The organism is Dermabacter sp. HMSC06F07 (genome assembly GCF_001807345.1).
GTDB lineage: Bacteria > Actinomycetota > Actinomycetes > Actinomycetales > Dermabacteraceae > Dermabacter > Dermabacter hominis.
The window spans coordinates 294,675-318,039 of record NZ_KV788577.1 but is presented as its reverse complement, the minus strand read 5'-3'; the positions used below and the strand labels follow the sequence as shown (position 1 = coordinate 318,039).

The 23,365-nt window shown below is 64.3% G+C and carries 19 protein-coding genes, 1 tRNA gene and 1 riboswitch; of the genes, 11 read left to right on the top strand and 9 right to left on the bottom strand.

The window, feature by feature from the left end:
- Positions 1-1,487, bottom strand: a 1,487-nt coding sequence (locus HMPREF3157_RS03745) for a Rib/alpha-like domain-containing protein (RefSeq protein WP_210386257.1), incomplete at its 3' end; no start/stop codon positions are given.
- A gap of 525 nt (positions 1,488-2,012) precedes the next feature.
- Positions 2,013-3,014, bottom strand: a complete 1,002-nt coding sequence (locus tag HMPREF3157_RS03740) for an LLM class flavin-dependent oxidoreductase (RefSeq protein WP_016663827.1) — start codon at positions 3,012-3,014, stop codon at positions 2,013-2,015.
- Between the two features lie 124 nt (positions 3,015-3,138).
- Between HMPREF3157_RS03740 and HMPREF3157_RS10215 the strand changes: the two genes are divergently transcribed.
- Positions 3,139-3,981, top strand: a complete 843-nt coding sequence (locus HMPREF3157_RS10215) for an RNase H family protein (RefSeq protein WP_016663828.1) — start codon at positions 3,139-3,141, stop codon at positions 3,979-3,981.
- On the opposite strand, the gene HMPREF3157_RS03730 is transcribed toward HMPREF3157_RS10215, so the two are convergent.
- From HMPREF3157_RS03730 to HMPREF3157_RS03710, 5 genes are all read right to left on the bottom strand, one after another.
- Positions 3,974-5,485 carry a HAMP domain-containing sensor histidine kinase gene (locus HMPREF3157_RS03730; protein ID WP_101686645.1) on the bottom strand — a complete coding sequence of 504 codons (1,512 nt, stop codon included), beginning with the start codon at positions 5,483-5,485 and terminating at the stop codon, positions 3,974-3,976. The genes HMPREF3157_RS10215 and HMPREF3157_RS03730 overlap by 8 nt on opposite strands.
- A 2-nt stretch (positions 5,486-5,487) precedes the next feature.
- Positions 5,488-6,207 carry a response regulator transcription factor gene (locus HMPREF3157_RS03725; RefSeq protein ID WP_016663830.1) on the bottom strand — a complete coding sequence of 240 codons (720 nt, stop codon included), beginning with the start codon at positions 6,205-6,207 and terminating at the stop codon, positions 5,488-5,490.
- 73 nt (positions 6,208-6,280) lie between these two features.
- Positions 6,281-6,838, bottom strand: a complete 558-nt coding sequence (locus HMPREF3157_RS10735) for a LapA family protein (protein ID WP_016663831.1) — start codon at positions 6,836-6,838, stop codon at positions 6,281-6,283.
- 114 nt (positions 6,839-6,952) lie between these two features.
- Positions 6,953-8,626 carry a DNA repair helicase XPB gene (locus HMPREF3157_RS03715; RefSeq protein ID WP_016663832.1) on the bottom strand — a complete coding sequence of 558 codons (1,674 nt, stop codon included), beginning with the start codon at positions 8,624-8,626 and terminating at the stop codon, positions 6,953-6,955.
- On the bottom strand, positions 8,619-9,467 hold the full coding sequence (locus HMPREF3157_RS03710) for a hypothetical protein (protein ID WP_016663833.1): 849 nt from the start codon (positions 9,465-9,467) through the stop codon (positions 8,619-8,621). The genes HMPREF3157_RS03715 and HMPREF3157_RS03710 overlap by 8 nt, the downstream gene beginning before the upstream one ends.
- 164 nt (positions 9,468-9,631) lie before the next feature.
- Here HMPREF3157_RS03710 and gndA point away from each other — a divergent pair, with 164 nt between their 5' ends.
- Positions 9,632-11,092: an NADP-dependent phosphogluconate dehydrogenase gene (gene gndA / locus HMPREF3157_RS03705; protein WP_070435540.1), complete on the top strand. Its 1,461-nt coding sequence runs from the start codon at positions 9,632-9,634 to the stop codon at positions 11,090-11,092.
- Between the two features lie 91 nt (positions 11,093-11,183).
- Here gndA and HMPREF3157_RS03700 read toward each other — a convergent pair whose 3' ends face one another.
- Positions 11,184-13,406: a helicase-associated domain-containing protein gene (locus HMPREF3157_RS03700; RefSeq protein WP_070435539.1), complete on the bottom strand. Its 2,223-nt coding sequence runs from the start codon at positions 13,404-13,406 to the stop codon at positions 11,184-11,186.
- 43 nt (positions 13,407-13,449) lie between these two features.
- On the opposite strand from HMPREF3157_RS03700, the gene HMPREF3157_RS03695 reads away from it, so the two are divergent.
- The 4 genes from HMPREF3157_RS03695 to HMPREF3157_RS03680 all read left to right on the top strand — a co-directional run bounded on the left by HMPREF3157_RS03695 (position 13,450) and on the right by HMPREF3157_RS03680 (position 16,787).
- Positions 13,450-13,522, top strand: a tRNA-Leu gene (locus HMPREF3157_RS03695).
- A gap of 113 nt (positions 13,523-13,635) precedes the next feature.
- A complete protein-coding gene (locus HMPREF3157_RS03690) occupies positions 13,636-14,343 on the top strand; it encodes a YggS family pyridoxal phosphate-dependent enzyme (protein WP_016663836.1) in 708 nt (235 codons plus the stop codon).
- Between the two features lie 63 nt (positions 14,344-14,406).
- Complete coding sequence (locus HMPREF3157_RS03685; RefSeq protein WP_016663837.1) at positions 14,407-15,786, top strand: MFS transporter; 1,380 nt, start codon at positions 14,407-14,409, stop codon at positions 15,784-15,786.
- A gap of 77 nt (positions 15,787-15,863) precedes the next feature.
- The gene (locus HMPREF3157_RS03680; RefSeq protein WP_016663838.1) at positions 15,864-16,787 is read left to right on the top strand and encodes a Bax inhibitor-1/YccA family protein; all 924 of its coding nucleotides are present in this window, start codon (positions 15,864-15,866) and stop codon (positions 16,785-16,787) included.
- A 79-nt stretch (positions 16,788-16,866) separates the two neighbouring features.
- Here the strand turns inward: HMPREF3157_RS03680 and HMPREF3157_RS03675 are convergent, their stop codons facing one another.
- Entirely contained in the window at positions 16,867-17,862 is a 996-nt protein-coding gene (locus HMPREF3157_RS03675) for a hypothetical protein (protein ID WP_016663839.1), read from the bottom strand.
- A gap of 109 nt (positions 17,863-17,971) precedes the next feature.
- A riboswitch (TPP riboswitch) is annotated at positions 17,972-18,084 on the top strand.
- Between HMPREF3157_RS03675 and thiM the strand changes: the two genes are divergently transcribed.
- The 5 genes from thiM to HMPREF3157_RS03650 all read left to right on the top strand — a co-directional run bounded on the left by thiM (position 18,067) and on the right by HMPREF3157_RS03650 (position 23,358).
- Positions 18,067-18,945, top strand: coding sequence for a hydroxyethylthiazole kinase (thiM, locus tag HMPREF3157_RS03670; RefSeq protein WP_168161680.1), 879 nt, complete (start codon positions 18,067-18,069; stop codon positions 18,943-18,945). It overlaps the preceding riboswitch by 18 nt.
- Positions 18,942-19,637 (top strand): thiamine phosphate synthase, encoded by a 696-nt coding sequence (gene thiE / locus HMPREF3157_RS03665; RefSeq protein ID WP_083288038.1) that lies wholly within the window; start codon positions 18,942-18,944, stop codon positions 19,635-19,637. The genes thiM and thiE overlap by 4 nt, the downstream gene beginning before the upstream one ends.
- Positions 19,638-19,686: 49 nt before the next feature.
- Entirely contained in the window at positions 19,687-20,529 is an 843-nt protein-coding gene (gene thiD / locus HMPREF3157_RS03660; RefSeq protein WP_070435538.1) for a bifunctional hydroxymethylpyrimidine kinase/phosphomethylpyrimidine kinase, read from the top strand.
- Between the two features lie 2 nt (positions 20,530-20,531).
- A complete protein-coding gene (locus HMPREF3157_RS03655; protein WP_168161679.1) occupies positions 20,532-21,230 on the top strand; it encodes a TenA family protein in 699 nt (232 codons plus the stop codon).
- 58 nt (positions 21,231-21,288) lie between these two features.
- Positions 21,289-23,358, top strand: a complete 2,070-nt coding sequence (locus HMPREF3157_RS03650; protein WP_070435537.1) for a prolyl oligopeptidase family serine peptidase — start codon at positions 21,289-21,291, stop codon at positions 23,356-23,358.
- The last annotated feature ends 7 nt before the right edge of the window (positions 23,359-23,365 follow it).

Here is a 23,365-nt window from a genome sequence, read left to right as displayed (position 1 = left end):
GCGTGAACGGTGATGGCGCCGGTTTCAGCGTCGATCTCCACACCTTCGATGTCGCCGTCCTTGAGAGCGAACTTGGTGCCTTCGGGCATGTCGCGCTCTTCGCCGGTCTCCTCGTCGGTGAAGGCAGGAGCGGCAACGTAAGCGGTCTCGCCCTGCTCAACGGTGACCTCGGTGTAGGCCGGCTGGTAGGTCTTTGCCTGCGGGGTCTCGGTGACGTTGACGGTTGCGGCGACTGTGTCGGTGGAGCCATCGGGGTAGGTCACGAGGACTTCGTAGACGTTCTTGGCGGGGGCAGCGTAGGTGGCGTGAACGGTGATGGCGCCGGTTTCAGCGTCGATCTCCACACCTCCGATGTCGCCGGCCTGGAGGGCGAACGTGGTGCCTTCAGGCATGTCGCGCTCTTCGCCGGTCTCCTCGTCGGTGAAGGCAGGAGCGGCAACGTAAGCGGTCTCGCCCTCGGTGACGGTCACCTCTGCGTACACAGGCTGACACATGTCCTTCGCTTTGAGACCAGCAGCGATCTCGTCGGCGATCCTCTGCGCTTCCTCAGCCGCGGCCTGGAGCTTGGCGGCTTCTGCAGCGGCGGCTTCGGCGGCGGCTTTAGCCTCGTCGGCTACGGCCTGGGCCTGGTCGGCTGCGGCTTTTGCCTCGTCGGCCTCGTTCTGTGCCTGCTTAGCGGCGGCGGCGTCTTCGTCGGCCTGGGTCTGCAGCTTATCGGCTTCGGCCTGTGCGTTCTCGGCGTCGGTCTTTGCCTGGTCAGCCTTGTTACGTGCCTCGGTGGCATCGTTCTGTGCTTGCTCTGCGTCTTTGGCGTCGGTGTCGGCCAGCGCCTGCGCCTTATCGGCTTTCTTCTGTGCCTCCGCAAGCGCGGCGTTAGCCGCTGCCTCATCAGGGGTTCCCACCGCGAGGGCGGCGTCGCTCTTCGCTTGCTCGAGGGCTTGGGCTGCTTCGGTGGCGCGCTCTTGGGACTGCTGATCAAGGTTGGCGGCGTCGTCGGCTGCGGCCTGCTTAGTCTCAGCGGCGGTCTGAAGCTTGTCAGCTTCTGCGGCCGCTGCTTTGGCAGCGTCGGCTGCCTCGGCTGCGGTGGCCTGTGCCTGGTCGGCTTCGGCTTGTGCCTGGTCGGCGGCGTCCTGGAGCTTCTTGGCGTCGGCTGCGGCGGCGTCGGCTGCGGCAGCAGCTTCGTCTGCGGTGGCCTGTGCCTGATCAGCAGCGGCCTTCGCCCGGTCAGCGGCAGCCTGAGCCTCTTCCGCGGTGGGCTGGCCCGTGGTCATGCCACCTTCGGTAGCGCATGCGTTCGTAGCGGCGAGGGCGGAAGTGCCAACAACGCCGGAGGTGCCTAGGACGGCGCCGACGGCGAGGGCTGCGGCACCGCGGCGCCACATGGGGGTAACTGAGGAATCCGCGCGGTGGCTGTTCCGCTTGCGGAAAGCATCGAAGACCATGAGTTCTCCAACTTTCGTCGTTTGAGGAGCAAACAGATTCGCCACACAACACCGTTGCGGACGTCCAAAAATGACGCTAACCGGTTTTAAATCGTTTGTGAAGTGCGCAATTTCTCGGGAAATGAGGGGTGCTCCTGGGGGTGAGTATGCTGGTGCGGCAGGTTCACGTGACACCGTGATGGTCGGAGGGGTGTTCGGGATGTGACGATAGCTGTCTCCACCAGAAGCGGCGCTATAGCAAATGTTACGACAATGTTACGGGTTAGTGGGTGGTGGTGTGGGGCTTGGTCGTGACGCTGTCATGCAAAGGTGCAGATCGCAGCGTCGCAGAACGCCTATCATTACTGTAATGAAAGGTCGGCAAGAATGTGGTGCGGGCTATTGGGGGCAGGAATGGAAAAGTCGAAAACTCATAAAAGAAAGACGTATATTTGCTTAATGTTAACCATTCTAAAAGTTACTTTAGGGCACTACCCGGCTAGTGGGCGCGCCACGCCATCACCGCCGGTCGACGTTGGTAACAAAATCGTTATCTGAGAAAGGGTGACGGGAGGGACGTAAGTCCGCCCCTTAGCCAAGCCACGCCTGCGCAAGCAGGCGCTGGCTCTCATACCGCGCTGCGGGGTCGTGGAAGTAGTTCGACACGATGAACTCATCGGCGTGGGTCTCCTCCGCGAGACGCGAAAGCTCCGCTTCAACCTTCGCGGGAGAGCCCACCGCGCGCACCGCGAGTGCTCCGTTCACGCGCTCGAGCACGGGTGCCGGCAGCAGAGCCGAAATCTCGGCGGGCGGCTGAATGAGCTGACGCTTGCCTGTCCCAAGCGCCGCAAAGGCCTGTTGGAGAGTCGAGAACTGTCGCTCGGCTTCCTGGTCCGTTGCCGCAACGTAAACGTTGACGCCTACCATCACGTGGGGCTCATCGATTTGCGCGGTAGGTGCTTCGGCATTGAACTCGCGGCGATACAGCGCGATTGCTTCTTTGTACTGGAACGGCGCGAAGTGGCTCGCGACCGCAAACGGCAATCCGAGCCGTGCCGCGAGGCCAGCGCCGGCAAGCGAACTGCCCAGCACCCACATCGGTACATTCGTCCCCTGCGCCACGTAAGCTCCGATCCGGTAGCGCGAGAGTGTGTCATCGCTCGCCCACGCCTGCATATCAGCAACGGCCCGCGCAAAATCCTCCGGTTCGGCGCTCGTGCGGCCAAGGAGTTGCGCCGTGAGCGGATCGGTACCTGGAGCGCGGCCAAGGCCCAGATCGATTCGATCTCCGTGGAATTGGGTAAGGGTGCCGAATTGCTCGATGACCTGAAGAGGCGCGTGGTTGGGCAGCATAATGCCGCCGGAGCCCACCCGAATCCGCGACGTGCGGGACGCCGCGCGGTCAATGAGGAGAGACGTCGCGTTCGAGGCGAGATTCAGGGTGTTGTGGTGCTCGGCAAACCAATACCGCTTATACCCCTGCTCGTCGGCGAGCTCGACTGCCTTCATCGACGCTTCGATCGCTTCCGCGAAGGACTGCCCCTCGCTCACGCCTACAAGGTCAAGAATTGCCAGGTCGGGACGCTTAGACATAAGAAACCTCCACATACGTGCGCACGATGGATGCGCGGAACCGTCGGACTCTCACCAAACGTCCCGCACATGCGTCTCTATTCCGTGCGCGCCCTGCCGCTGGTGTCTGTGAAAAAATATGTCCATGACGATTACCGCAGCAGCAGATGGCTCCGCACTCGGCAATCCGGGCCCCACCGGCTGGGCCTGGTACGTGAGCGAAGACTGTTGGAGCGCCGGCGGAAGTGCCCACGGCACGAACAATATTGGCGAGCTCACCGCCGTGCGTGAGCTGCTCAGCCAGAGCCGCGAGGCCGGCCTCGCGGGCGAAGACCTCGTGATCCTGTGTGACTCGCAGTACGTCATCAACTCCGTCACGACATGGATGCCCGGGTGGAAGAAGAAGGGCTGGAAGAAAAAAGACGGTAAGCCCGTGCTGAACGTCGAGCTGATGCAGGCGATCGACCAAGAGATGCAGGGGCGCAGCGTCCGCTTTGAATGGGTCAAGGGCCATGCGGGCAACGAGATGAACGAGGCCGCCGACGAGCGCGCCCGTGCCGCCGCGACCGCCTACCAAAAGGGCACGGCGCCGAACGAGGGGCCTGGCTTCACGGGCGCCACCAGCAGGGCAGGTGCGGGTCAGGGGGCTGCCCGGCCCGGCGCAGGGGAGGAGATTCCGACGCCTGCCAGCCTCGAGCGTTCCCTGTGGCTCGACAGTGCCTCACCGCTTGCGAGCCTCGGCGAGGATCCCCATCTCATCGATACACGCGCGCGCGCAATGAACGCCGAGGAGTGGGCGAAGGGCGTCGAGGCGCTGCGTGGCCGAGGCGTGAGCGTGAGCGGCGATGTCACCGCGCGCGAAATAGGCCCCCACCTCCACCTCGTTGACACCGTGCTCGAGGCCGCAGGTAGGAAGTTCCGTATCGTGACGGTGCGGGGCGGTAACGAGTTGCGCATCCTCCATCAGCAGTGGAGCGCACTCAGCTGAGCGTGGCTCCCGGCAGCTCCACGCGGAACGTCGCCCCGCCACCATCGGTCTGATGAATCGAGATCGTGCCGTTGTGATGCTGCATGATCGTCGCCGCGATCGAGAGGCCAAGGCCCGCGCCGCCGCCCTGCGTCTGCTGGCGCTGGCGCGACTCGTCGGTGCGGAAGAACCGCTCAAAAACCCTTTCGCGAATATCGGCGGGGATGCCCTCTCCGTGATCGCGCACCTCGATAATGGCCTTCCCCTGGCGGTCCGTGCCGAGCGCCACCTCGACCGGTGACCCCTTCGGCGTGTGCCTGTTCGCGTTACCCACGAGGTTCACGATGACCTGTCGAAGCGCGGCCTCGTCGCCGAGCACACCGAGCGGCGGCACATCCTCGGGCGCGAGCACAGCCCCCGCGAGATCCACGATCGCAACCTCGCGCGTGGGATCAAGTGCCCGCAAGTCCTGCACGACATCCTTCACGATTCCCGACGCGTCGAGCGGCACAAGGTCGAAGGAGCGCTGCTCGTCGAGCCGCGCGAGCCTCAAGAGCGATTCGACGAGGGAACCCATGCGTTTGGCTTCGTCCTCGATGCGCCGCATCGCTTGTGCGACATCCTCTTCGTTCGGCATCGCCCCCATGCGATACAGCTCGCCGTTGCCGCGAATCGCGGCGAGTGGCGTGCGAAGTTCGTGTGAGGCATCCGCGACGAAACGGCGCATGCGCGACTGGCTCGCGAGCGCCTCAGCTTGCGATTCAGCCTGCGCTTGAAAACCCTTCTCTAGGCGGATCAGCATCTCGTTGAGGGCGACGCTCAGTGAATGCACCTCTTGCGAGGAGTAACTCACGGGAATGCGGGTGCCGAGCGTGCCCGCCGCGACATTCTTCGCGGCCTTCTCGACATCGCGCAACGGCTCGAGCGCATAGTGGAGCACGTACCCGCCGAGCCCCACTCCAACGAGCACGACCATCGTGCCCACGAGCACGATGATGAGCGCCATCTCGTTCATCGTCTTGTCGACGCTGCGAAGCGGAAGCGCCACGAAAACCGAGGGGCCATCCGGATCATTCGACGCGATCGCGCGCACTCGCCACGAATCGCGGTCGCCCGCGACGAGGGTGAAGGGCTTGCCCTGCAAGGAAATGACTTCCTCGCGAGTGAGCGAAGGAAACTCGAGAGACAGGTCGCCGTCGGAATCCTGCACCACTCGCTGCAGAACCTCACCGGACTGATCCTGCCACTCGACCACGTAGTCCACGGGCGTGTACTGCGCATTCGGCGAGCCCATCGTGATGAGCGAAATGTTGCGCCGAGGATTCGCGATGACGCTAGGGCTCACCGCCGCCGCGAGGTCAGCATCCACCCCTTCGATAAGCGTGCGCTTGAGCAGAAACAGCGAAAGCGCGCCCGTCACGATCGTTCCCGAAACGAGAACGAGCGCGATGAGCGCGACAATTCGAGTCCACAGAGAGACTGGGCGTTGGGCCCGGGAGGCGCGGGCCTTCGGGGTTTGAGCCAAGGTCAGCGCGGATCGGCAGGACGCAGCACGTAGCCGATGCCCCTCTTCGTGTGGATCATGGGCTCACCAACGACGTCGATCTTGCGACGCAGATACGAAATGTAGCTCTCGACGATGCCCACCTCGCCAGACCAGTCGTAATCCCACACGTGATCGAGGATCTGCGTTTTCGACACGACGCGGCCCGCATTGAGCATGAGGTAGCGCAGCAGCTTGAATTCGGTCGGGGAGAGGTCGATCGGCGAATCGGCACGCGTAACCTCGTGGGAGTCCTCGTCAAGGCGAAGGTCGCCCACGACGAGCGCGCTTTCGCTCGGCTCGGCCACGCCAACGTGGGTGCGGCGCAACACCGCGCGAATGCGAGCCACAACCTCCTCGAGGCTGAATGGCTTCGTCACGTAGTCATCGCCGCCAACCGTGAGGCCAGCGACCTTATCCTTCGTTTCGTCACGCGCAGTGAGGAAGAGGATCGGGTAGTGATGGCCCTTGTCGCGCAGGCGGCGCGTCACCGTGAAACCGTCGATGTCCGGAAGCATGACGTCCAGAACGATCAGATCGGGTTCGTTCTCGGTCGCCAGCTTGATGGCTTCGGCACCGTTGGAGGCCGCAAATACCTCGAAGCCCGCGAAGCGAAGGCTCGTGGCAAGAAGATCGCGAATGTTCGGTTCATCGTCGACTACGAGAAGGCGTGCCTCGTAGTCCTGCTCCTGCTCCGTGTTCATGGGTCAATGGTGTAACCCGAAGGTGAATTTTTGCTGAATATTCCCTGTGACTTCGGGCGGGTGTGGCGAACCGCTACTTCTGGTTGCGGCGGAGCTTGTGAAGCTCCCAGCGCATCTGAATCATCCGCACCGACCCCGCGAGCGCCATGATGAGCGCCCCCGCGATGGCCGCGAGCAGCATCGCCACGCCGAGCGGAAGGTTGAAGTGCCACGTGAAGTACTCGAACTCGGTGGAGACGTTGTTCTGAATCACGAAGACCAGGAGGAGGATCAGCAAAATCGCGCCGACGATGAGCGCGGCCCACACGACAGCCATGCGCGACTTCGGGGCGGGCTGAGTCCCGTGCGCCTCGGCCTGCTGTTCTTGGGTAGCGGTTGACATCGGCTGCTGATGCGCCTGCCGGGTGGGGCGAGCGGCCGGTTCAACCTTTGCGCTGCGGGTGCTCGGGGTAGTGCGAGGTTCCGACGCCTGCCCGGCTCCATCGAGGCTGGAAGTCTTGGGTGTTGCCTGCGACGAGGGCGCAGCGCCCGCGTTATTCACGCCCGCACCCGCGGGGTTCACGCGCGTGACGCCCTCGGTCGTGCTATCGCGAAAAGAGTCGGAGAAACCGTCGTATTCCTTGGAGTTCATACGTGAAGCCTACCCGCTTCGAGCAAATATTCGGTGACAGGCAACTGACGGAAGAGCGCCGGATCGTGGGCGTGCAAGCGTCGGATCCTCCTCAAGCCGAAAACCGGGCGGCGGCTAGACGCTCCCGCCTCTGAGCTCTCGCGCGTCAAGGATCGTGTAGCCGTAGCCCTGCTCCGCGAGGAACCTTTGCCGGTTCTGCGCAAAATCCTGGTCCTGCGTGTCGCGCGTCACGACCGTATAAAAATGCGCCGCGCGCCCATCCCGCTTCGGCCGCACGATCCGGCCGAGCCGCTGCGCCTCCTCTTGACGCGAGCCGAAAGCGCCGCTCACCTGGATGAGCACGCTCGCCTCTGGAAGATCGAGCGAGAAGTTCGCGACCTTCGAGACGACGAGAAGGTCGATCTCGCCTTCGCGGAACTGCGTAAAAAGCGATTCGCGCTCCTTGAGAGGAGTGTCGCCCGTGACGACTGGAGCTGCCAGGCGTTCGGCAAGCTCGTCGAGCTGGTCGAGATACTGACCGATCACGAGCGTGCCCTCACCTCGGTGTCGCGCAACGAGCTGCTCGACGACGGGGACTTTCTCGGGGCTCGTTGCCGCGAGTCTCTGCCGATCCCTCGGCTCCGCCGAGACGTACACCTTGCGCTCGAAGCTCGACATCGTGACGCGCACCTCCGTCATCTCCGCCGGGGCGATCCAGCCCTGCGCCTCGATGAGCTTCCACGGCGCGTCGTAACGCTTGGGGCCGATGAGCGAGAACACCTCGCCCTCGCGGCCATCCTCGCGTACGAGCGTCGCCGTGAGGCCGAGCCGTCGCCGGGCCTGGAGGTCGGCGGTCATACGAAACACGGGGGCCGGAAGTAGATGAACCTCGTCGTAAATGATGAGGCCCCAATCGCGGGCGCTCACGAGTTCGAGATGGGGATGAATACCGCGGCGCTTTGACGTGAGCACCTGGTACGTCGCAATCGTGACCGGGCGGATCTCCTTCTTGGCGCCGCTGTACTCGCCGATTTCGCCCTCCGTGAGTGACGTGCGCTCGAGAAGCTCGCGGCGCCATTGCCGGGCGGAAACCGTGTTCGTCACGAGCACGAGGCACGTGCGCTCGAGCGCCGCCATCGCGCCCGCTCCTACGGTCGTCTTGCCCGATCCGCACGGGAGCACGACAACGCCGCTGCCACCCTTCGTGAAGTGCTCAACCGCCTCGCGCTGATATGGGCGAAGCTGCCATGTGCTCGGGGAATCCGTGAGTGCAATCGGGTGGCTCTCGCCGTCCACGAAACCCGCGAGATCCTCGACGGGCCACCCCAGTTTGAGGAGCTGCTGCTTGAGCGCGCCGCGCTCACTGGGGTGAGCAGTCACCGTCGTGTCATCGATGCGTTCCCCCACGAGCGGCGCGATGCGCTTTGAGCGCAGAACTTCCGTCAGGATCGTCTGATCCTTCGCGAGGAGCACGAGGCCGTGCGCGGGAGAGTTGTGGAGGCTCAGAACGCCGTAGCGCTCCATCGTGTCGGCGACGTCCACGAGCAGCGCGTTGGGAACGGCAAAACGCGAATGCGTGAGGAGGGCATCGACGACCCATTCCGCATCGAAACCCGCAGCCTTCGCATTCCACAACCCCAGGTTCGTGAGCCGATACGTGTGGACGTGCTCGGGCGATTTCTCGAGCTCAGCGAATGGCGCGATCGACGCGCGTGCTTCTTCTGCCGCCGGGTGGGCAACCTCGAGAAGGATCGATTTATCGGATTGGACGATGAGAGCGCCTGTGCCCGCACTCCCCGCCCTAGACAACGGGGGCCGGGCGCTTGCCCTCGATGCGGTTGATCATCGACATGGAGAAGAGCGACATGAAGGGTAGCACCGCGGGAATAAGAAGCATGCCAATTCCCGTGATGGTGACGACGAAAGCGAGAGCAGAGGTCACGAGCCAGGTGAGGATCACGTGCGCGGGCTTCGCGAGGGCCTTGTTCGCTGCGTCTTTGAAGGCGCTGATCGGTCCCGCGTCGCGCCCCGCTGAGAGATGCGGCGCGAGCGAGAAGAAGAACATGCAGGCCAGCGGGCCTATGAGGGGAATGATGATCGAGATGAACGAGAGGATGACGTAAAGAATGTAGGTGAAGAAGGTCTTCCAGTGGAAGAGCCCATTGCCGATGGTGGGGGTTTGCCCTCGCGCCACGAGGCCAGCCGACCTCGCAGCGCCGCTCATCCACGCGGCGAGCGGAAGCTGGATGAGGATCATGATGGCGTACATGACGAGGATGAAAATGATGATAGCCAGGGCGTCCGTACCGTTACTTTCGCTCGATTCGAAAGCGTTGGCCATGGCCGCGATCGAAGCGAAGTAGCCAACGAAAAACACCGCAAGGATGAAGAGGTAGATGGCTCCCCAAATCACACCGGGAACGACAAGTGCGACCCAGTTCTTTGTGAAGGCCTGCCACGCCCACGAGAACGACTTCGAGATGTCGTTGCCGACGTCGGTGCCGGGGGCGGGGCCATCGTACGCGCCGCCCGGGGCGTATCCCACATTCGGCTGCTGCCCCTGAGGTGAGTACTGGGGTTGTTGGTACTGCTGCTGGTTCGTTGATGGGTTACTGAACGTCCCAGGAGATGGGGTGTACGGATCCGTCATGCTCTTGTTCCTCTGGTCGGCTTATGGCACCCCGATGCTAAGACCGGGACCGTCGGCCCCCATTATTGCGTATCGGGGCTGTACACAGCACAGGCTTTTAGACTGTTCGTGAACGAGCGCCACCTTGCGCCACAGTCCCATAACACCGAAGGAGCCGCACGAGCATGGCCAACTTTGATCCCGCCCCCCATTCTGTCGCCGACATCGGCGTGACCGGCATGGCGGTCATGGGCTCGAACCTCGCCCGTAACCTTGCCCGCAACGGATTCAAAGTGGCGATTCACAACCGTTCCGTGGAAAAGACCGAGCGTGTGATTGCTGAGCACGGTCAGGACGGCGAGTTCGTGCCCGCGGAAACCATGGACGAATTCGTCGCCTCGCTTCAGAGGCCCCGCGTCGCGATCATCATGGTCAAGGCTGGCAAAGCTACCGATGCCGTGATCGAAGAACTCGCGAGTCGCATGGACGAGGGCGACATCATCGTGGACTGCGGCAACGCGCTGTTCAGCGATACCCTCCGCCGCGAGCAGGAGCTTCGGGCACGCGGCCTCCATTTCGTGGGGGCGGGCGTATCCGGCGGCGAAGAAGGCGCCCTCAACGGCCCCTCGATTATGCCCGGCGGGTCGAAGGCAAGCTACGACCGTCTCGGCCCCATGTTCGAAAAGATCTCCGCCCATGTGGACGGCGTCCCGTGCTGCACCCACGTTGGTGAGAACGGCGCCGGCCACTTCGTGAAGATGGTCCACAACGGCATCGAATACGCCGACATGCAGGTCATCGCCGAAGCTTACGATCTCATGAGCAAGGCGCTCGGCATGAATGCCCCCGCGATCGGCAAGGTTTTCGAGAAGTGGAACGAGGGCAACCTCAACTCGTTCCTCATCGAGATCACTGCGGCCGTCCTCACCCACACCGACAACGTGACTGGCAAGCCGTTCGTCGACATCATCCTCGACCAGGCCGGCCAGAAGGGCACCGGCGCATGGACGTCGAAGACGGCCCTCGACCTCGGCATCCCCGTCACCGGTATCGCCGAAGCGACCTTCGCACGCTCGACCTCGGGCGGCACGGAGCAGCGAGAGGCCGGACGCGCCGTCCTCAAGGGCGAGACGCAGACGATCAAGATCGACGACGCCGAGCAGTTCATCAGCGACCTTCAGCAGGCGCTGTATGCCGCGAAACTCGTGAGCTACTCCCAGGGCTTCGACGAGATCAAGGCCGGCGCCAAGGAATACGAATGGGACATCAAGCTCGGTGACATGGCGCGCATCTGGCGCGGCGGCTGCATCATCCGCGCGGGCTTCCTCAACCGCATCACTGAGGCTTACGAGCGCAACCCCGAGCTTCCGTTGCTCCTTGCCGATGAGTACTTCACTGCCGAGATTACGAAGTGCATCCCCGCGTGGCGTCGCATCGTCGCGTTTGCGGCAGCCGTCGGAATTCCGGCGCCCGTGTTTTCCTCGACCCTTGCGTACTACGACGCGGTGCGGGCCGAGCGTCTCCCCGCGGCCCTCGTGCAGGCGCAGCGCGACTACTTCGGCGCGCACACCTACCGGCGCGTGGATGCCGAGGGCACGTACCACGTGGAGTGGACGGGCGACCGCACGGAGACCCGCCAGGACTGACTCTTTCCCCTGAATTGCATAGGGGTTGCGGGGGTTTCGTTGCGGCGAATAACCCCCACAACCCCTATGCAATTCACGAAGTAGGGAAGGGTTAGGGCAGGAGCACCCGGTGAATTAGCACCGTGAACTCCTCGCCCGATTCCACATCTCGCGCACGCAGCCTCCCGCCCTCGAGCGCGAGCGGCTCAACCCGCAGCACGCGCGTGCCGCCGCGGCCGTCAACAATGCCGATCTGCACCTCGCGCTCCTCGGCAATCGCCGCGAGTAAACGCTGAGGAACGCTCACCTCCTCCAGGCGCCCCGAATCGGCAGCGCGAATGCGCGCGACAGCCTCGGAAGGGTCGACATCGAGGACCTGCTCGCGACCGTCGGCCTCCAGCTCAAGCCCCACGGGCCCACCGCGCACCGAACCGAGTGTGCGCTCATCCACAGCCGGGCCACGACCGCCTGCGGCAAGAGGTGCGAGGCCAGCGGCTCGCGCCGACCCCATCACGAAACCGGGATCCCCACTCGAGATCACGACGGTCGGGGCGAGCCGCTTGAGGCCAAGCCGGAGCGCTTCGCTCGAGTCCATGAGCCGGTCCAGGTGTTCCTCCTCGCCCGTAATGAACGAGGTCGCGGGGCCGACGGTGACCTGGCCACGCTTGCGTGCCTCATCCCGCACGAGGTAGGCGAGCACGTCCGGAACCCCCGTGAGCGAAAGCGCCGCGAGCTCTTCCATGAGGGCATCGGCGGAGCCGCCAGCGCTCAGTGCTCGCGCGATCGACTCGCTGGTCACGCGCGCCACAACCCCGGCGCCGCGCGACGTGACCTCGGTCCATTCGAGTACCGCCGCGACCCGCGCAGAGGGCAGGCCGGGCACAGTCACGGTGAGATCCGCGTCAAGCAAGATATGGTCGACGGGTTCGGGAAGCTTCTCGTCGAGCGCAGCTTCGAGAACGTCGAGTGCCGCCACTTCCTCGAGCGAGAGCGATTCGAGGGCCGCGGGCGCGAGGGCACTCGGCACACCGTCGACGACGAGACCGAATGCCTCCGCCTCTCGCGTGAAGGCATACGCCTCCTCGATCAGGGCTGCGCGCTGCACCGTGGGGAACGCCCACGCAAGCGATTCCGCGAGACTCGCCGCGCTCGCTTCCCGCTCGGGGTAGTCCGCGAGGTGGCGCAGCATGTGGCGCCGGCGCACTTTCACGCCTTTTCTTCCGACGCTTGCCGAGAGCGCAGCGCGCGGAGTTTCGCCGGTGCGAGGTTCCCCTTGGGCGAAGCCGTCGAGGCCGACTTCTCCGAAGCGCGTCCCGGCGAGCGCGCCGAGGTAGTTGGAGCGCACGTACGCCGAGCAGAGGTCGGCCCAGCGGCGTGCGGGGGAAGCGTCGGAAAACTCCCCGTACTCGCGCGTGACCTGCCACGTTTCGCCGTCGTTGCCGATGAGCCCGCCGACCCATGCGGCGTGGATGACGCTCGTCCACGTCTCGTGGCTCGTGCCTGCGGCGGCGGCGAGGCGGCGCGCGTCGCGCAGAGGGATACCGCCGCGTTTGAGGACCGACGGTGGATCCGCGTGCCACGTGCTGATCGTGTGCGCGATGCGGCTCGCCTCGAGTGCCGCCTCGATGGCCTGGGCGTCGCGGGCGCCCTCGAAGCGCTCGGGTGCGGCTTCGGGGCCCGGGGTGGGGGCGTGGGCGAAAGTGCGGTGGACGATGCCGTCGCGAAGGGCGAGATGGACGGTGCGTGGGATGAGCAGGCGAGGGCCGTCGGCTCCATTGACGTTCGTGATGAGACGTGCCGACGAGAGCTGCTTCGCGAGTGATGAGGTCGGCGAGCCCGTGAGACGCGCCGGGGCGAAGGCGAGCGAGTGGGCGACTTCGCGAAGTGAATCAGGAAGATCCTCGACGATCGTGCGGGCTTCATCTGGCGACGGGTCGCTCGAGAGGCGAGGGGCGAGGCCAGCGGAGTGGGGGAGGGCCTCGGCGAGGGCGCGCACGGGAACAAGCGAGCGCCCGCTCTCATCCGTAAACACGAGGCCGAGCGTCGCGAGCCGGTACACGTGCGGCGCGATCTGCTCGGTCGAGGTGCTCACGGCTCGTGCGAGCTGTTCCGGGCTCACGGGCCCCGCGTAGGCGGCAAAGACCTCGGCGAGTTGTAGCTCGGGCAGAACGAGACTGCCGAGTGCCCTGTGGACGCTGCCGGGCTGTGTGGCGCGCGCGGCGAGCGGGGCGATGCCAAGCGGGATGGGAGAGGTGAGATCGCGGCGCGCGTTTAACAGCTCGATGAGTCGTGCGTCATCGAACTCTCTCAAGGCGTCGGCAAGAGTGCGGGCCATGCCTTCAGCCTATCCCCTAGGATGGAGGGGCCCTTCGGGCAATGCCCCCATAGCCCAACGGCAGAGGCAGAAGACTTAAAATCTTTTCAGTGTGGGTTCGAGTCCCACTGGGGGTGCGACGTATCGAGGTCCCGTCTTTCGCGCACGCCGCCGTGATATGACGGTTGTATGGGGCCACCAGAGTCGATGGCCCGTGCATGGAGCGACGGCGAAAGGGACGCGAAAAGACATGATGAGCGAAAAGATCGACGAACTTCTACCACGGATTGAAGCGGCGCTTGCACGCGGCGGGCGGTCGATGGATGATCTCCTAATTCTGCTCGCGACCAAGACGCGCACCGCTCAAGAGATTCGCGAGGCCGTGGAGCTCTTCGAGAAGCGAGGCGTCAAGGTGGACGTGGGCGAGAACCGCCAGCAGGAGTTCGCCAAGCATGCCGAGCTCGAGGATCTGCACGAGGCCGGAGTCATGCGCCACTACATCGGCACGATCCAGTCTAATAAGGCACGCGACATTTCGCGCTTTGCGGATCTCGTCCACTCGATCGATCGCGAAAGTGCACTGACGAGCATTGAGAAGCGCGCGGCGAACGACGGGAAAGTGCAGCGAGTCCTCATCCAGGTGAACACCTCGGGCGAGGAGTCGAAGGGTGGCTACGAGCCGGACCTCGGTGTTCTCAGGGAGGTCGCCGAGCGCTGCGCCGAAAGTGACTCGCTCGCGCTCGAGGGCCTCATGACAATCGGCACGAACACGGACGACGAGGTGGAGATTCGTCGCTCGCTTCGCCAGTTGAGGGAGCTTCGCGACGGTCTCGGCATCGAGGCTGTCAAGGAGCTGTCGATGGGCATGAGTAACGATCTTGAGATCGCGATCGAGGAAGGCGCCACTATTGTTCGCGTCGGCTCGGCAGTGTTCGGCCCGAGGGACTATTCTCACTAGTGCATCCGGGCCCGAGGGCGCGCAGCGGATCGGCCCACCCGTCATCTCCCGCGAAGGACTCTCGTGCGCCCCACTTCCTACGACACCCTGACGCCATTTCAGCGTGCATTCGCCCTGTTCGCGATCGCGATCGGCGGGTTCGGTATCGGCTCGAGCGAGTTCGTGTCGATGGGCATCCTGCCTGACATCGCTCACTCGCTGCTTCCCGAGCAAATGGCCGTGAATCCCGAGCACGCCATCGCACAGGCCGGCTGGGCGGTGAGCGCGTACGCCTTCGGCGTTGTCGTGGGTGCCCCCACGGTGTCGCTTCTCGGCGTGAAGATCGCCCGGCCAAAACTCATCATGCTGCTCGCGCTCGGGCTGCTTGTGGGGTCGGTGCTGTCGGCGTCGATGCCCGTCTTCGGCCTGCTTATTCCAGCGCGGTTCCTTGCGGGCCTTCCGCACGGCGCCTTCTTTGGCGTAGCGGCGCTTCTCGCCGCCGACGTCATGGGACCGGGTAACCAGGGCAAGGGCATTGCGCTTGCCCTGATGGGGCTCACGGTCGCCAACCTGCTTGGCGTCCCGCTGCTCACGGCCTTCGGCCAGCAGCTCGGGTGGCGAACCGCGTACTGGATCGTGGCGGGCGTGTTTGCCTTGTCGATCCTCTTGCTGTTCCTCGCGATCCCGCCGCAGGAAGCTCCAAAGGGGCGCAGCGTCAAAGACGAACTCGGGGCGTTTAAGCAGCCACGCATGTGGATGGTCCTCGTGATCGAATGCGTGGGCTTCACGAGCTTCTTCGCGATGTACGGATACATCGCCGATGTCACGGTGAGCGTTGCCGGTATCGACAAGCTGCTCATCCCCGTGATCCTCGCGCTCGCGGGTGCGGGTATGACGCTCGGCAATTGGATCGCGGGGCACCTCACGGACTGGTCCTACCGCGCGAGTCTGTTCATCGTGTTCCCGATCTTTATTCTGATGTTCATACTGCTCATTGCGCTGCGAGAAAACCCAGTGGGCTTCGGCGTGGGTGTGTTCCTCGTGAGTGCGACGAGCTCGATCACGAGCCCGCTCATGCAGGCGTGGCTCATGACGAACGCCGGCAAGTCCGTCACCCTCGCGGCCGCCTCACACCACGGCGCATTCAATGTCGCGAACTCCCTCGGCGTCATGTTCGGTGGATTCATTCTGAGCGCCGGCTTCGGGTTTTCCGCGGTGCTCTACCTCGCGGGCGGCCTCGCCCTGTTCGGCATGGTTGTGACGTTCGCGGGTCTGTGGATCGATCGCGATGGCGTGCATGACATCAACGCCCTCAATGACGAGAGCGAAGATACGACGTTCGGCGTGAGCATTCTGCGGACGCAAACGGGAGAGATGGTGGCGATTGCGGCAGGTGCGGCGGGTGAGAGCGTCGCGCTCGAGGCCGACGATGCCTATCTCGAATCGCATCACCGCGCGGAATAGCGCGTCCCTGAAAGTCGTTGGATTAACCGTAACTAGACTGTGGGCACGTAGCGATGCCCTCGAGAAAAGGACACCCTGTGGCGCGAAACAACGCAATCTTGAACAACAGCCCCGCTTTCCGTAATTCCGGCGGCTATGCTCCCGCACCGGAGTACAACCAGGCCCCGGGCACCCAGCAGCAGTGGGGCCAGCCTCAGCAGCAGGCGCCGGGCTACCAGGCTCCCCAATCCCAGCAGGGCGGCTACAGCCCGGCCGATCTTGAAGCCATGTACAACCGCCCGGCCGCAACCGGCTTTGACACGGGCCGCATGACGTGGCGCAACACCATGAATGCGATCACGGCGACCTTCGGCGTGATCATCGCCGTCGCGTTCGTGATCATGATGCTCCCGACTGTCACGGCGCTCGTGATGGGAACGGAGGAAGGCCGCCAGATCGGCTTCGCTTTCGCGTCGATCGCCGCGATCGTTGGCGCTATCGGAAGCTTCGTGACCGTTCTCGTGAACGCGTTCAAGAAGACGCCGAGCATGTGGGTCACCCTCGCCTACGCCGTGTTTGAGGGCCTGCTCCTCGGTGGCATCAGCCTGTTCTTCGAGACGGTCTACCCGGGCATCGTGCTCCAGGCCGTGATTGGCACTCTCGCCGTCGCCGGCTCGATCACCGTTCTTTTCCGCATGGGGAAGCTGCGTACGAGCCCGAAGCTCACGAAGATGTTCCTCATCGCCTTCGGTGCCTACTTCGTGTTCACGCTCGTGAACCTCGTGCTCGTCCTCCTCGGCGTGACTAACCTCCGCACGGGCATGCTCGGCGTCGTGATCGGCTTGGTGGCCGTGGCGCTCGCGAGCTACAGCCTCGTGATGGATCTCGAGGTGATCCGCAACGGTGTCGATAGCGGCGCCCCCAAGGCCTATGCCTGGACGGCGGCCCTTGGCCTCGCCGTGACCGTGGTGTGGATGTACACGGAGATCCTCCGCATCCTCGCGATCTTGCGCGACAACTAACCACGCACAGCAAGAAACGGCCCGGGCCCCGTGAGGGGCTCGGGCCGGCGTCATTTTCGGGGAGTTGCGGGTCCGACGCTTACTCGGTGACCTTGAGGGTGGCGATAGCCTCTTCGAGGCCCTTCACGTGTTCGGGGTGGTCGGCGGCAACGTCGGAGACGAGTGCGCTTGGCCCCTTGGGAGTCTCGACGACGATCGCGGTGACGATCGAGGCGTTTGTGGTGCGCAGCCGTATCCCCTTCGACTTCGGGTCGAAACCGTAGGTTGCCTGGACGATCCACGCGGGCTTTCCGTCGACGGTCGTCGATTTGCTCGTGTAGTTCGTGATCTTCGGGTTGTCGCCGAATTGCTCGACAACGTTGAAGTGCGTGGCGTAGCACTGGAACATGGCGATGGCCATCTGCTCGGTGCCGGGGTAGGGGCCCTCGACATCGTCTTGCCACTCGATGCGGCCCACGGTGACGACGCTGTACCAAAACGACTCGACTTGCTTCGAATAGGCGCCCGTGTCGTAGAGGTACGGCACGTTTTCGTTCTGGTACCACTCCGAGTCCCAGTTCTTGGGAACCGTGTATTCGAGGCCGCCGCCCTTGATTGTGTTCCCGCTCTGGGTGCGCGATACCGTCGGCTTCGAGGACATGAGGCACTGTGTTGTGGGGGCCTGTGTGAAGATTTCGGGTGGCGGCTCGTTCGGGGCGGCTGGCGTGGGCTGCTCTTCCTTGTTGTTGGGGTCGCCCTGAGTGTTGACGCCGACGGTCGAGCCTTCTTTGGCGATGGGTTCTTTCTCGATGCTTCGCATTGCGACTTGCGAGACGAAAAGGCCCAGGGCGGCAATGAGCGCGATACCGCCAATGACGATGCCGATGACCACTTTGCGTGAGCTGCTTTCCTCACTGCTGTCGCCTACCTGGGCGTTGAGGGCCCCGCTAGGATCGTCTGCCCACCCGGAAGCACCGCTTGCCCCGGAGCCGTCGGACCTTCCGCCGCCCGTGCCAGCCGAGCCCGTCGAGAAGTCGGGTAGGCGAGGCTCGTGCGGGCTCTCTTGGCCCGGGTCGCTCTGATCGGGTGTGCTCACGCGCGTCCCTTTCCCTTTCGCCAACGTCTCATGTCGCCGCTCTTATTCTCACACTCCTTGGCTGCGGCGGCTTTCAGAAGGTGTCGACCCAGGTAGCGATAGGGTTGTACGACGTGACTCGGGGTGTCCCGGGGCCCGATTGCGGGTCCTGAGGGGCTGAGATCAAACCCGTCGAACCTGCTCTGGAAACCTACCTGCGAAGGGATGTCACTCGTGACACAGTCATACGCCGCCGGCATCGACAAAACCGTAAACGCCATGCGCGAGGCCGCACCGCTCGTGCATTGCTTGACGAACACGGTCGTTCAAAACGTCACCGCGAACGTGTTGCTCGCCACGGGCCAGGCTCCCGCGATGGTCGATCACCCGGGTGAGGCTGCCACGTTCGCCCAGATTGCGAGCGGCGTGCTGATTAACACCGGCACGGTCGCGCCGCACCAGGTTGAGTCGATGCCGCTCGCGGCAGAGGCGGCTGTGAAGGCGGGCGTGCCGTGGGTCCTCGATCCCGTGGCGATCGGTGCGCTCGAGGTCCGCACGTCGCTCGCGCACCGCCTGCTTGAACTCGCGCCCACGGCGATCCGCGGCAATGCGTCGGAGATTTCCGCGCTCGCGGGCCTCGGCGGGGGTGGTCGTGGCGTGGATGCAACCGATTCGGTGGACGACGCCCTGCCTGCCGCCGCATCCCTCGCCGAGCGCACGGGCGCGGTCGTTGCCGTCTCCGGCAAGCGCGACCTCATCGTGTGGGACCGCGAAGGCGACATCCGCGCGCTCTGGCTCGAGTCCGGCCACGACCTCATGCCGCGCGTGATCGGTACGGGCTGCGCGCTCGGCGCCACGATGGCCGGTTTTGTGAGCATCGCGCCCGTGCTCGAATCTCGTTTTTCCGACGCCACCTGCGCCCCCATCGATGCGAAGGCCCTCGCGGTGCTCACGGCCCACGCGCACTTCGGTGCCGCTGGCCAGCTCGCTGGTGAGCGCGCCGAGCATCCCGGTTCGTTCGCGGTTGCGTGGATCGATGCGCTCGATGAGCTGAGCGGCGCCGATGTCGCCTCGCGCGTCACCGTAAGCGAGGCGTCGGCGTGAACACCTCCGCTTCGCGCGAGCGCGCGGCGAAAGCCGATTGGGCGCTCTACTTCGTGACCGATTCGGCGATGGCGGGCGGCGCCAATAAGGTACCCGCCCAGGTTGCCGAAGCGATCGAGGGCGGCGCCCACGTAATCCAGGTGCGCGACAAGGACCTCGATGACGACGCCTTTGTCGAGCTCGCGCGCCAGGTGCGCGACGTGGCCCGTGAGGTGGGGGAGCAGCACGGTCGGGAGATTACGGTCATCGTCAATGACCGAGTGGAGGCCGCTCGAGAGCTTGGTCTCGACGTTCACGTTGGCCAGGGCGACATGCCCGCCGCCCAGGTGCGTGAACTGATCGGCGCCGAGGCGATCATCGGCGTGAGCGTCTCGAACGCCGAGCAACTGGAGGCGGTGATTGTCGAGGGGTGCGCCGACGTCGTAGGCATCGGCCCGATCTGGAACACCGCGACGAAGACCGATACCGACCCCGCCGTGGGGCTTGAGCAGCTCACTTCTCTCACCGCGCGTGCACACGAGGCCGGTATCGTGGCGGTGGCGATCGGAGGTATTTCGATTCGCAACGCGAGCGAGGTCGCAGCCACGGGCTGTGACGGTATCTGCGTGGTTTCGGCGATCGCCGGATCCGAGGACCCCGCGACCTCCGCGACGTTTTTGCGCCGCGAGTTCGTGATGAACCAGCCGCTCTAAATTCTTCAGCCCGATTCATACGCGAGCTGTTTTCAAGGAGGACAACCCCATGCGCCCACCCATTGCACTGACGATCGCCGGAAGTGACCCGAGCGGCGGCGCCGGCATCCAGGCGGACCTTAAAACGTTCACGGCGCTCGGCACATACGGCTGCGCCGTTCTCACGTCTCTCACCGCCCAGAACACGCAGGGCGTGGACGCCGTGTTTACGCCGCCCGCCTCCTTCGTGCGCGAGCAGCTCACGACTTTGCTTGACGACGTTTACGTCGATGCCACGAAGATCGGCATGATTCCTAACGCCGAGGTTGCCGAGGTCATCGCGGATGTCATCGAGGAGCGCCGCAGCGATTTCGGCAAGATCGTGCTGGACCCCGTGATGGTGGCGACCTCGGGCGACATGCTGATGGGGGAGGACGCCATGGAGATCCTCCGTGATCGCCTCCTCCCGCTCGCCGACGTTCTCACGCCCAACATCCCCGAGTCCGCGCTGTTGCTCGGCGAAGACCCGGCGACCGACGAAGAAGAAATGAAAGAGCAGGGCCTCAAACTCATCAATCGCGGCCCGAAGTCAGTTCTCGTCAAGGGCGGTCATCTTCGCGGATCCGCGCTCGTCGACGTGTTCGTGCAGCTCGGCAACGTCGTGGACGTTCTCACGGGCGAGATGATCAATACGCGCAATACGCACGGCACCGGCTGCACCCTCTCGTCGGCCATCGCCGCGCAGTACGCGCGTGTGGCGGGCGGTGCTGACGCGACTGACATCGGCGTCGTGGCAAGTGCACGCGAGTTCCTCCAAAGCGCGATTCTTCACGCGAAGGAATGGGAGATCTCGAAAACTCCCGAGAGCGGCCACGGCCCCACCAACCATCTCATTACCGTTCAGGGGGTGTGAGCGTGGCACTCATTGAGCCCGCGGGCCCGCACACGGCCCGGATGTGGGAGGAAACCAAAGACATCCGTGCGCGCATCGACGCCCTGCCGTTCCTCGCCGAACTCGGCGCCGGCACGCTCGATCCGGAAAAATTTACGTTTTACATCCAGCAGGATGCCCAGTACCTCGTCGCGTACCAAAAGACGATGACCGCTATCGCTCGCCAGGCGCCAGGGGCAGATGAGCTTCGCTTCTGGGCGAAGTCAGCCGTCGGCGCCATCGCCGAAGAAAAGGCGATGCAGGAAGAGCTCTTCACGAACGACATCCTCGCCGCCCACCGAGTCGAAGGACTCGGGATGAGCCTGCACACCGCGGCCTACAGCAACTTCCTGCTCGCGAGCGCCACCTACGACACGTACGCGGTTGCCGCCGCGGCCGTGCTCCCGTGCTACTGGATCTATGCCGAATCGGGCGTTGCCGTTCTTGACGCAAGCCAGGGTGCGCTCGAGGGGCACCCCTACGGCACGTGGGTCGAGGCGTACGCCGACGAAACGTTTACACGGATTTCTCGAGAGGCCGTGCAGCTCGTCGAAGAAGCGTGCGATGCCGCGGGAGAAGCCGAACGCGCCCGCGCGATCGAAGCGTTCCGGCAGGCCACTCGCTTCGAGGAGCTGTTTTGGACTCAGCCCATGGACGAACCTGAGGCGCGCATCCTTATTTGAGCTGGCGCGGCTAGGCTTGCTCCAGAACACATCACCGCAGTGGGAAAGAGGAGACACCATGAGCGATCCGCATCTGTGGCTCGAGGACATCACCGGTGACGAACAGCTTGCCTGGGTGCGCGAGCGCAATGCCCGCACTGAAAAAGACCTCGACGCCGACCCGCTCACCGCTGAACTCGAAGCGGAAATCCTCGAGATCCTCGACGCGAGTGATCGGATTCCTGGCGTCACTAAGCGGGGCGACTTCCTCTACAACTTTTGGACAGACGCCGAGCATGAGCGCGGTGTGTGGCGCCGCACGCCCCTCGACTCCTACCGCACCGAGAACCCCGAGTGGGAAACCCTCATCGATGTCGACGCCCTCAACGTCGCTGAAGGCGAGGACTGGGTGTGGCACGGCGCCCACGCACTGCGTCCCGCCGAAGGCGCGCCCTATCGCCGCTTCCTCGTGAGCCTCTCGCACGGGGGAAGCGATGCCGACGTCACGCGCGAATGGGACCTCGAGACCCGCAGCTTCGTGCCGGAAAGCGAGGGCGGCTTCGTGCGGCCCGAAGCGCGCGGCTTCGTCGCGTGGATCGACGACGATACCGTGTGGGTCGGCACCGACTTCGGCGAAGGCACGCGAAGCAACTCCGGCCACCCGCTCCAGGCGCGCATCTGGAAGCGAGGCACGACCCTTTCCGACGCCACCCTTGTTTTCGAGGGCGATCCTAGCGACATCCTCGTCTACCCAAGCCACGACCAGACCCCCGGCTTCGAACGCGACTGGGTCACGGTCATGCACACCTTCTACACCTCGACCACGTATGCCGTGGCTCGCGAAGGCGACGAGTTTCAGCTCCTCAAGGTTGACGTCCCAAGCGACATCGACGTGAGCTTTCACCGTGACCTCGCGATTCTGAGGCCGCGCAACGAATGGGTGACCGGAGGCCGCACATACGCCGCCGGCAGCCTGCTCGCGTGCGACTTCGACGCATTTATGGCGGGAAACCGCGACTTTGACGTCCTTTTCGACCCCACCCCAACGACTTCGCTCGACGGCCTCACGATCACCAAGGACTATCTCGTTGTGACCGTTCTCGACGACGTCAAGCATCGCTTGGTCGCCCACTACCAAAACGGCGATGGCAGCTGGGAGCGCGAGGAGCTCTACCCCGAACTCACGGGCTCGCTCTACGTGGCCGCCGTCGATTCCGACGAGAACAACGACGTGTGGATCACCCGCAACGACTTCCACGTGCCCGCAACCCTCTGCCTGGCAAACCTCGACGGGATCCGCGAGGGCAGCGGTGCGGGCGAAATCGAGACGATCAAGACGACGCCTGAACGCTTCGACGCGAGCGACGTCACCGTTACCCAGCACTTCGTTGACAGTGCAGACGGCACGCGCATCCCGTATTTTGAGATCGCGAAAGCCCAGGCCACCGTCGGACCCCGCCCTACTCTGCTGTATGGCTACGGCGGTTTCGAAATCTCCCTCACCCCGGTCTACCTCGGCGCGACAGGCAAGGCATGGATTGAACGAGGTGGCGTGTACGTGCTCGCGAACATTCGAGGTGGCGGCGAATACGGGCCTGCATGGCACCAAGCTGGGCTCAAAGAAAACCGCCACAGGGTCTACGAAGACTTCTCGAGCGTGGCGCGCGACCTCATCGATCGCGGTGTGACCGATGCGAAGCACCTCGCCGTGCGCGGCGGCTCCAACGGCGGCCTGCTCACCGGCAACATGCTCACGCAGTACCCCGAGCTGTTCGGCGCCGTCGTGATCCAGGTGCCGCTCTTGGACATGAAGCGCTACTCGCACCTTCTCGCGGGAGCGAGCTGGATGGCCGAATACGGCGACCCCGACACCGACGACTGGGACTTCATCAAGACCTTCAGCCCGTACCACCTGCTGCGCGACGACGTCGAGTACCCGCCCACCTTCGTGCTCACCTCGACCCGCGACGACCGCGTTCACCCCGGCCACGCCCGCAAATTCACGGCCGCGCTCGAGGAACTTGGCGCCCCCGTCAAGTATTGGGAAAACATCGAAGGCGGGCACGGTGGCGCCGCGTCCAATGCGCAAGCGGCACGCATGAACGCACTGGTCCACGCCTTTTTGTGGGCAACCGTCGGAAAGAAATAGCACCGGC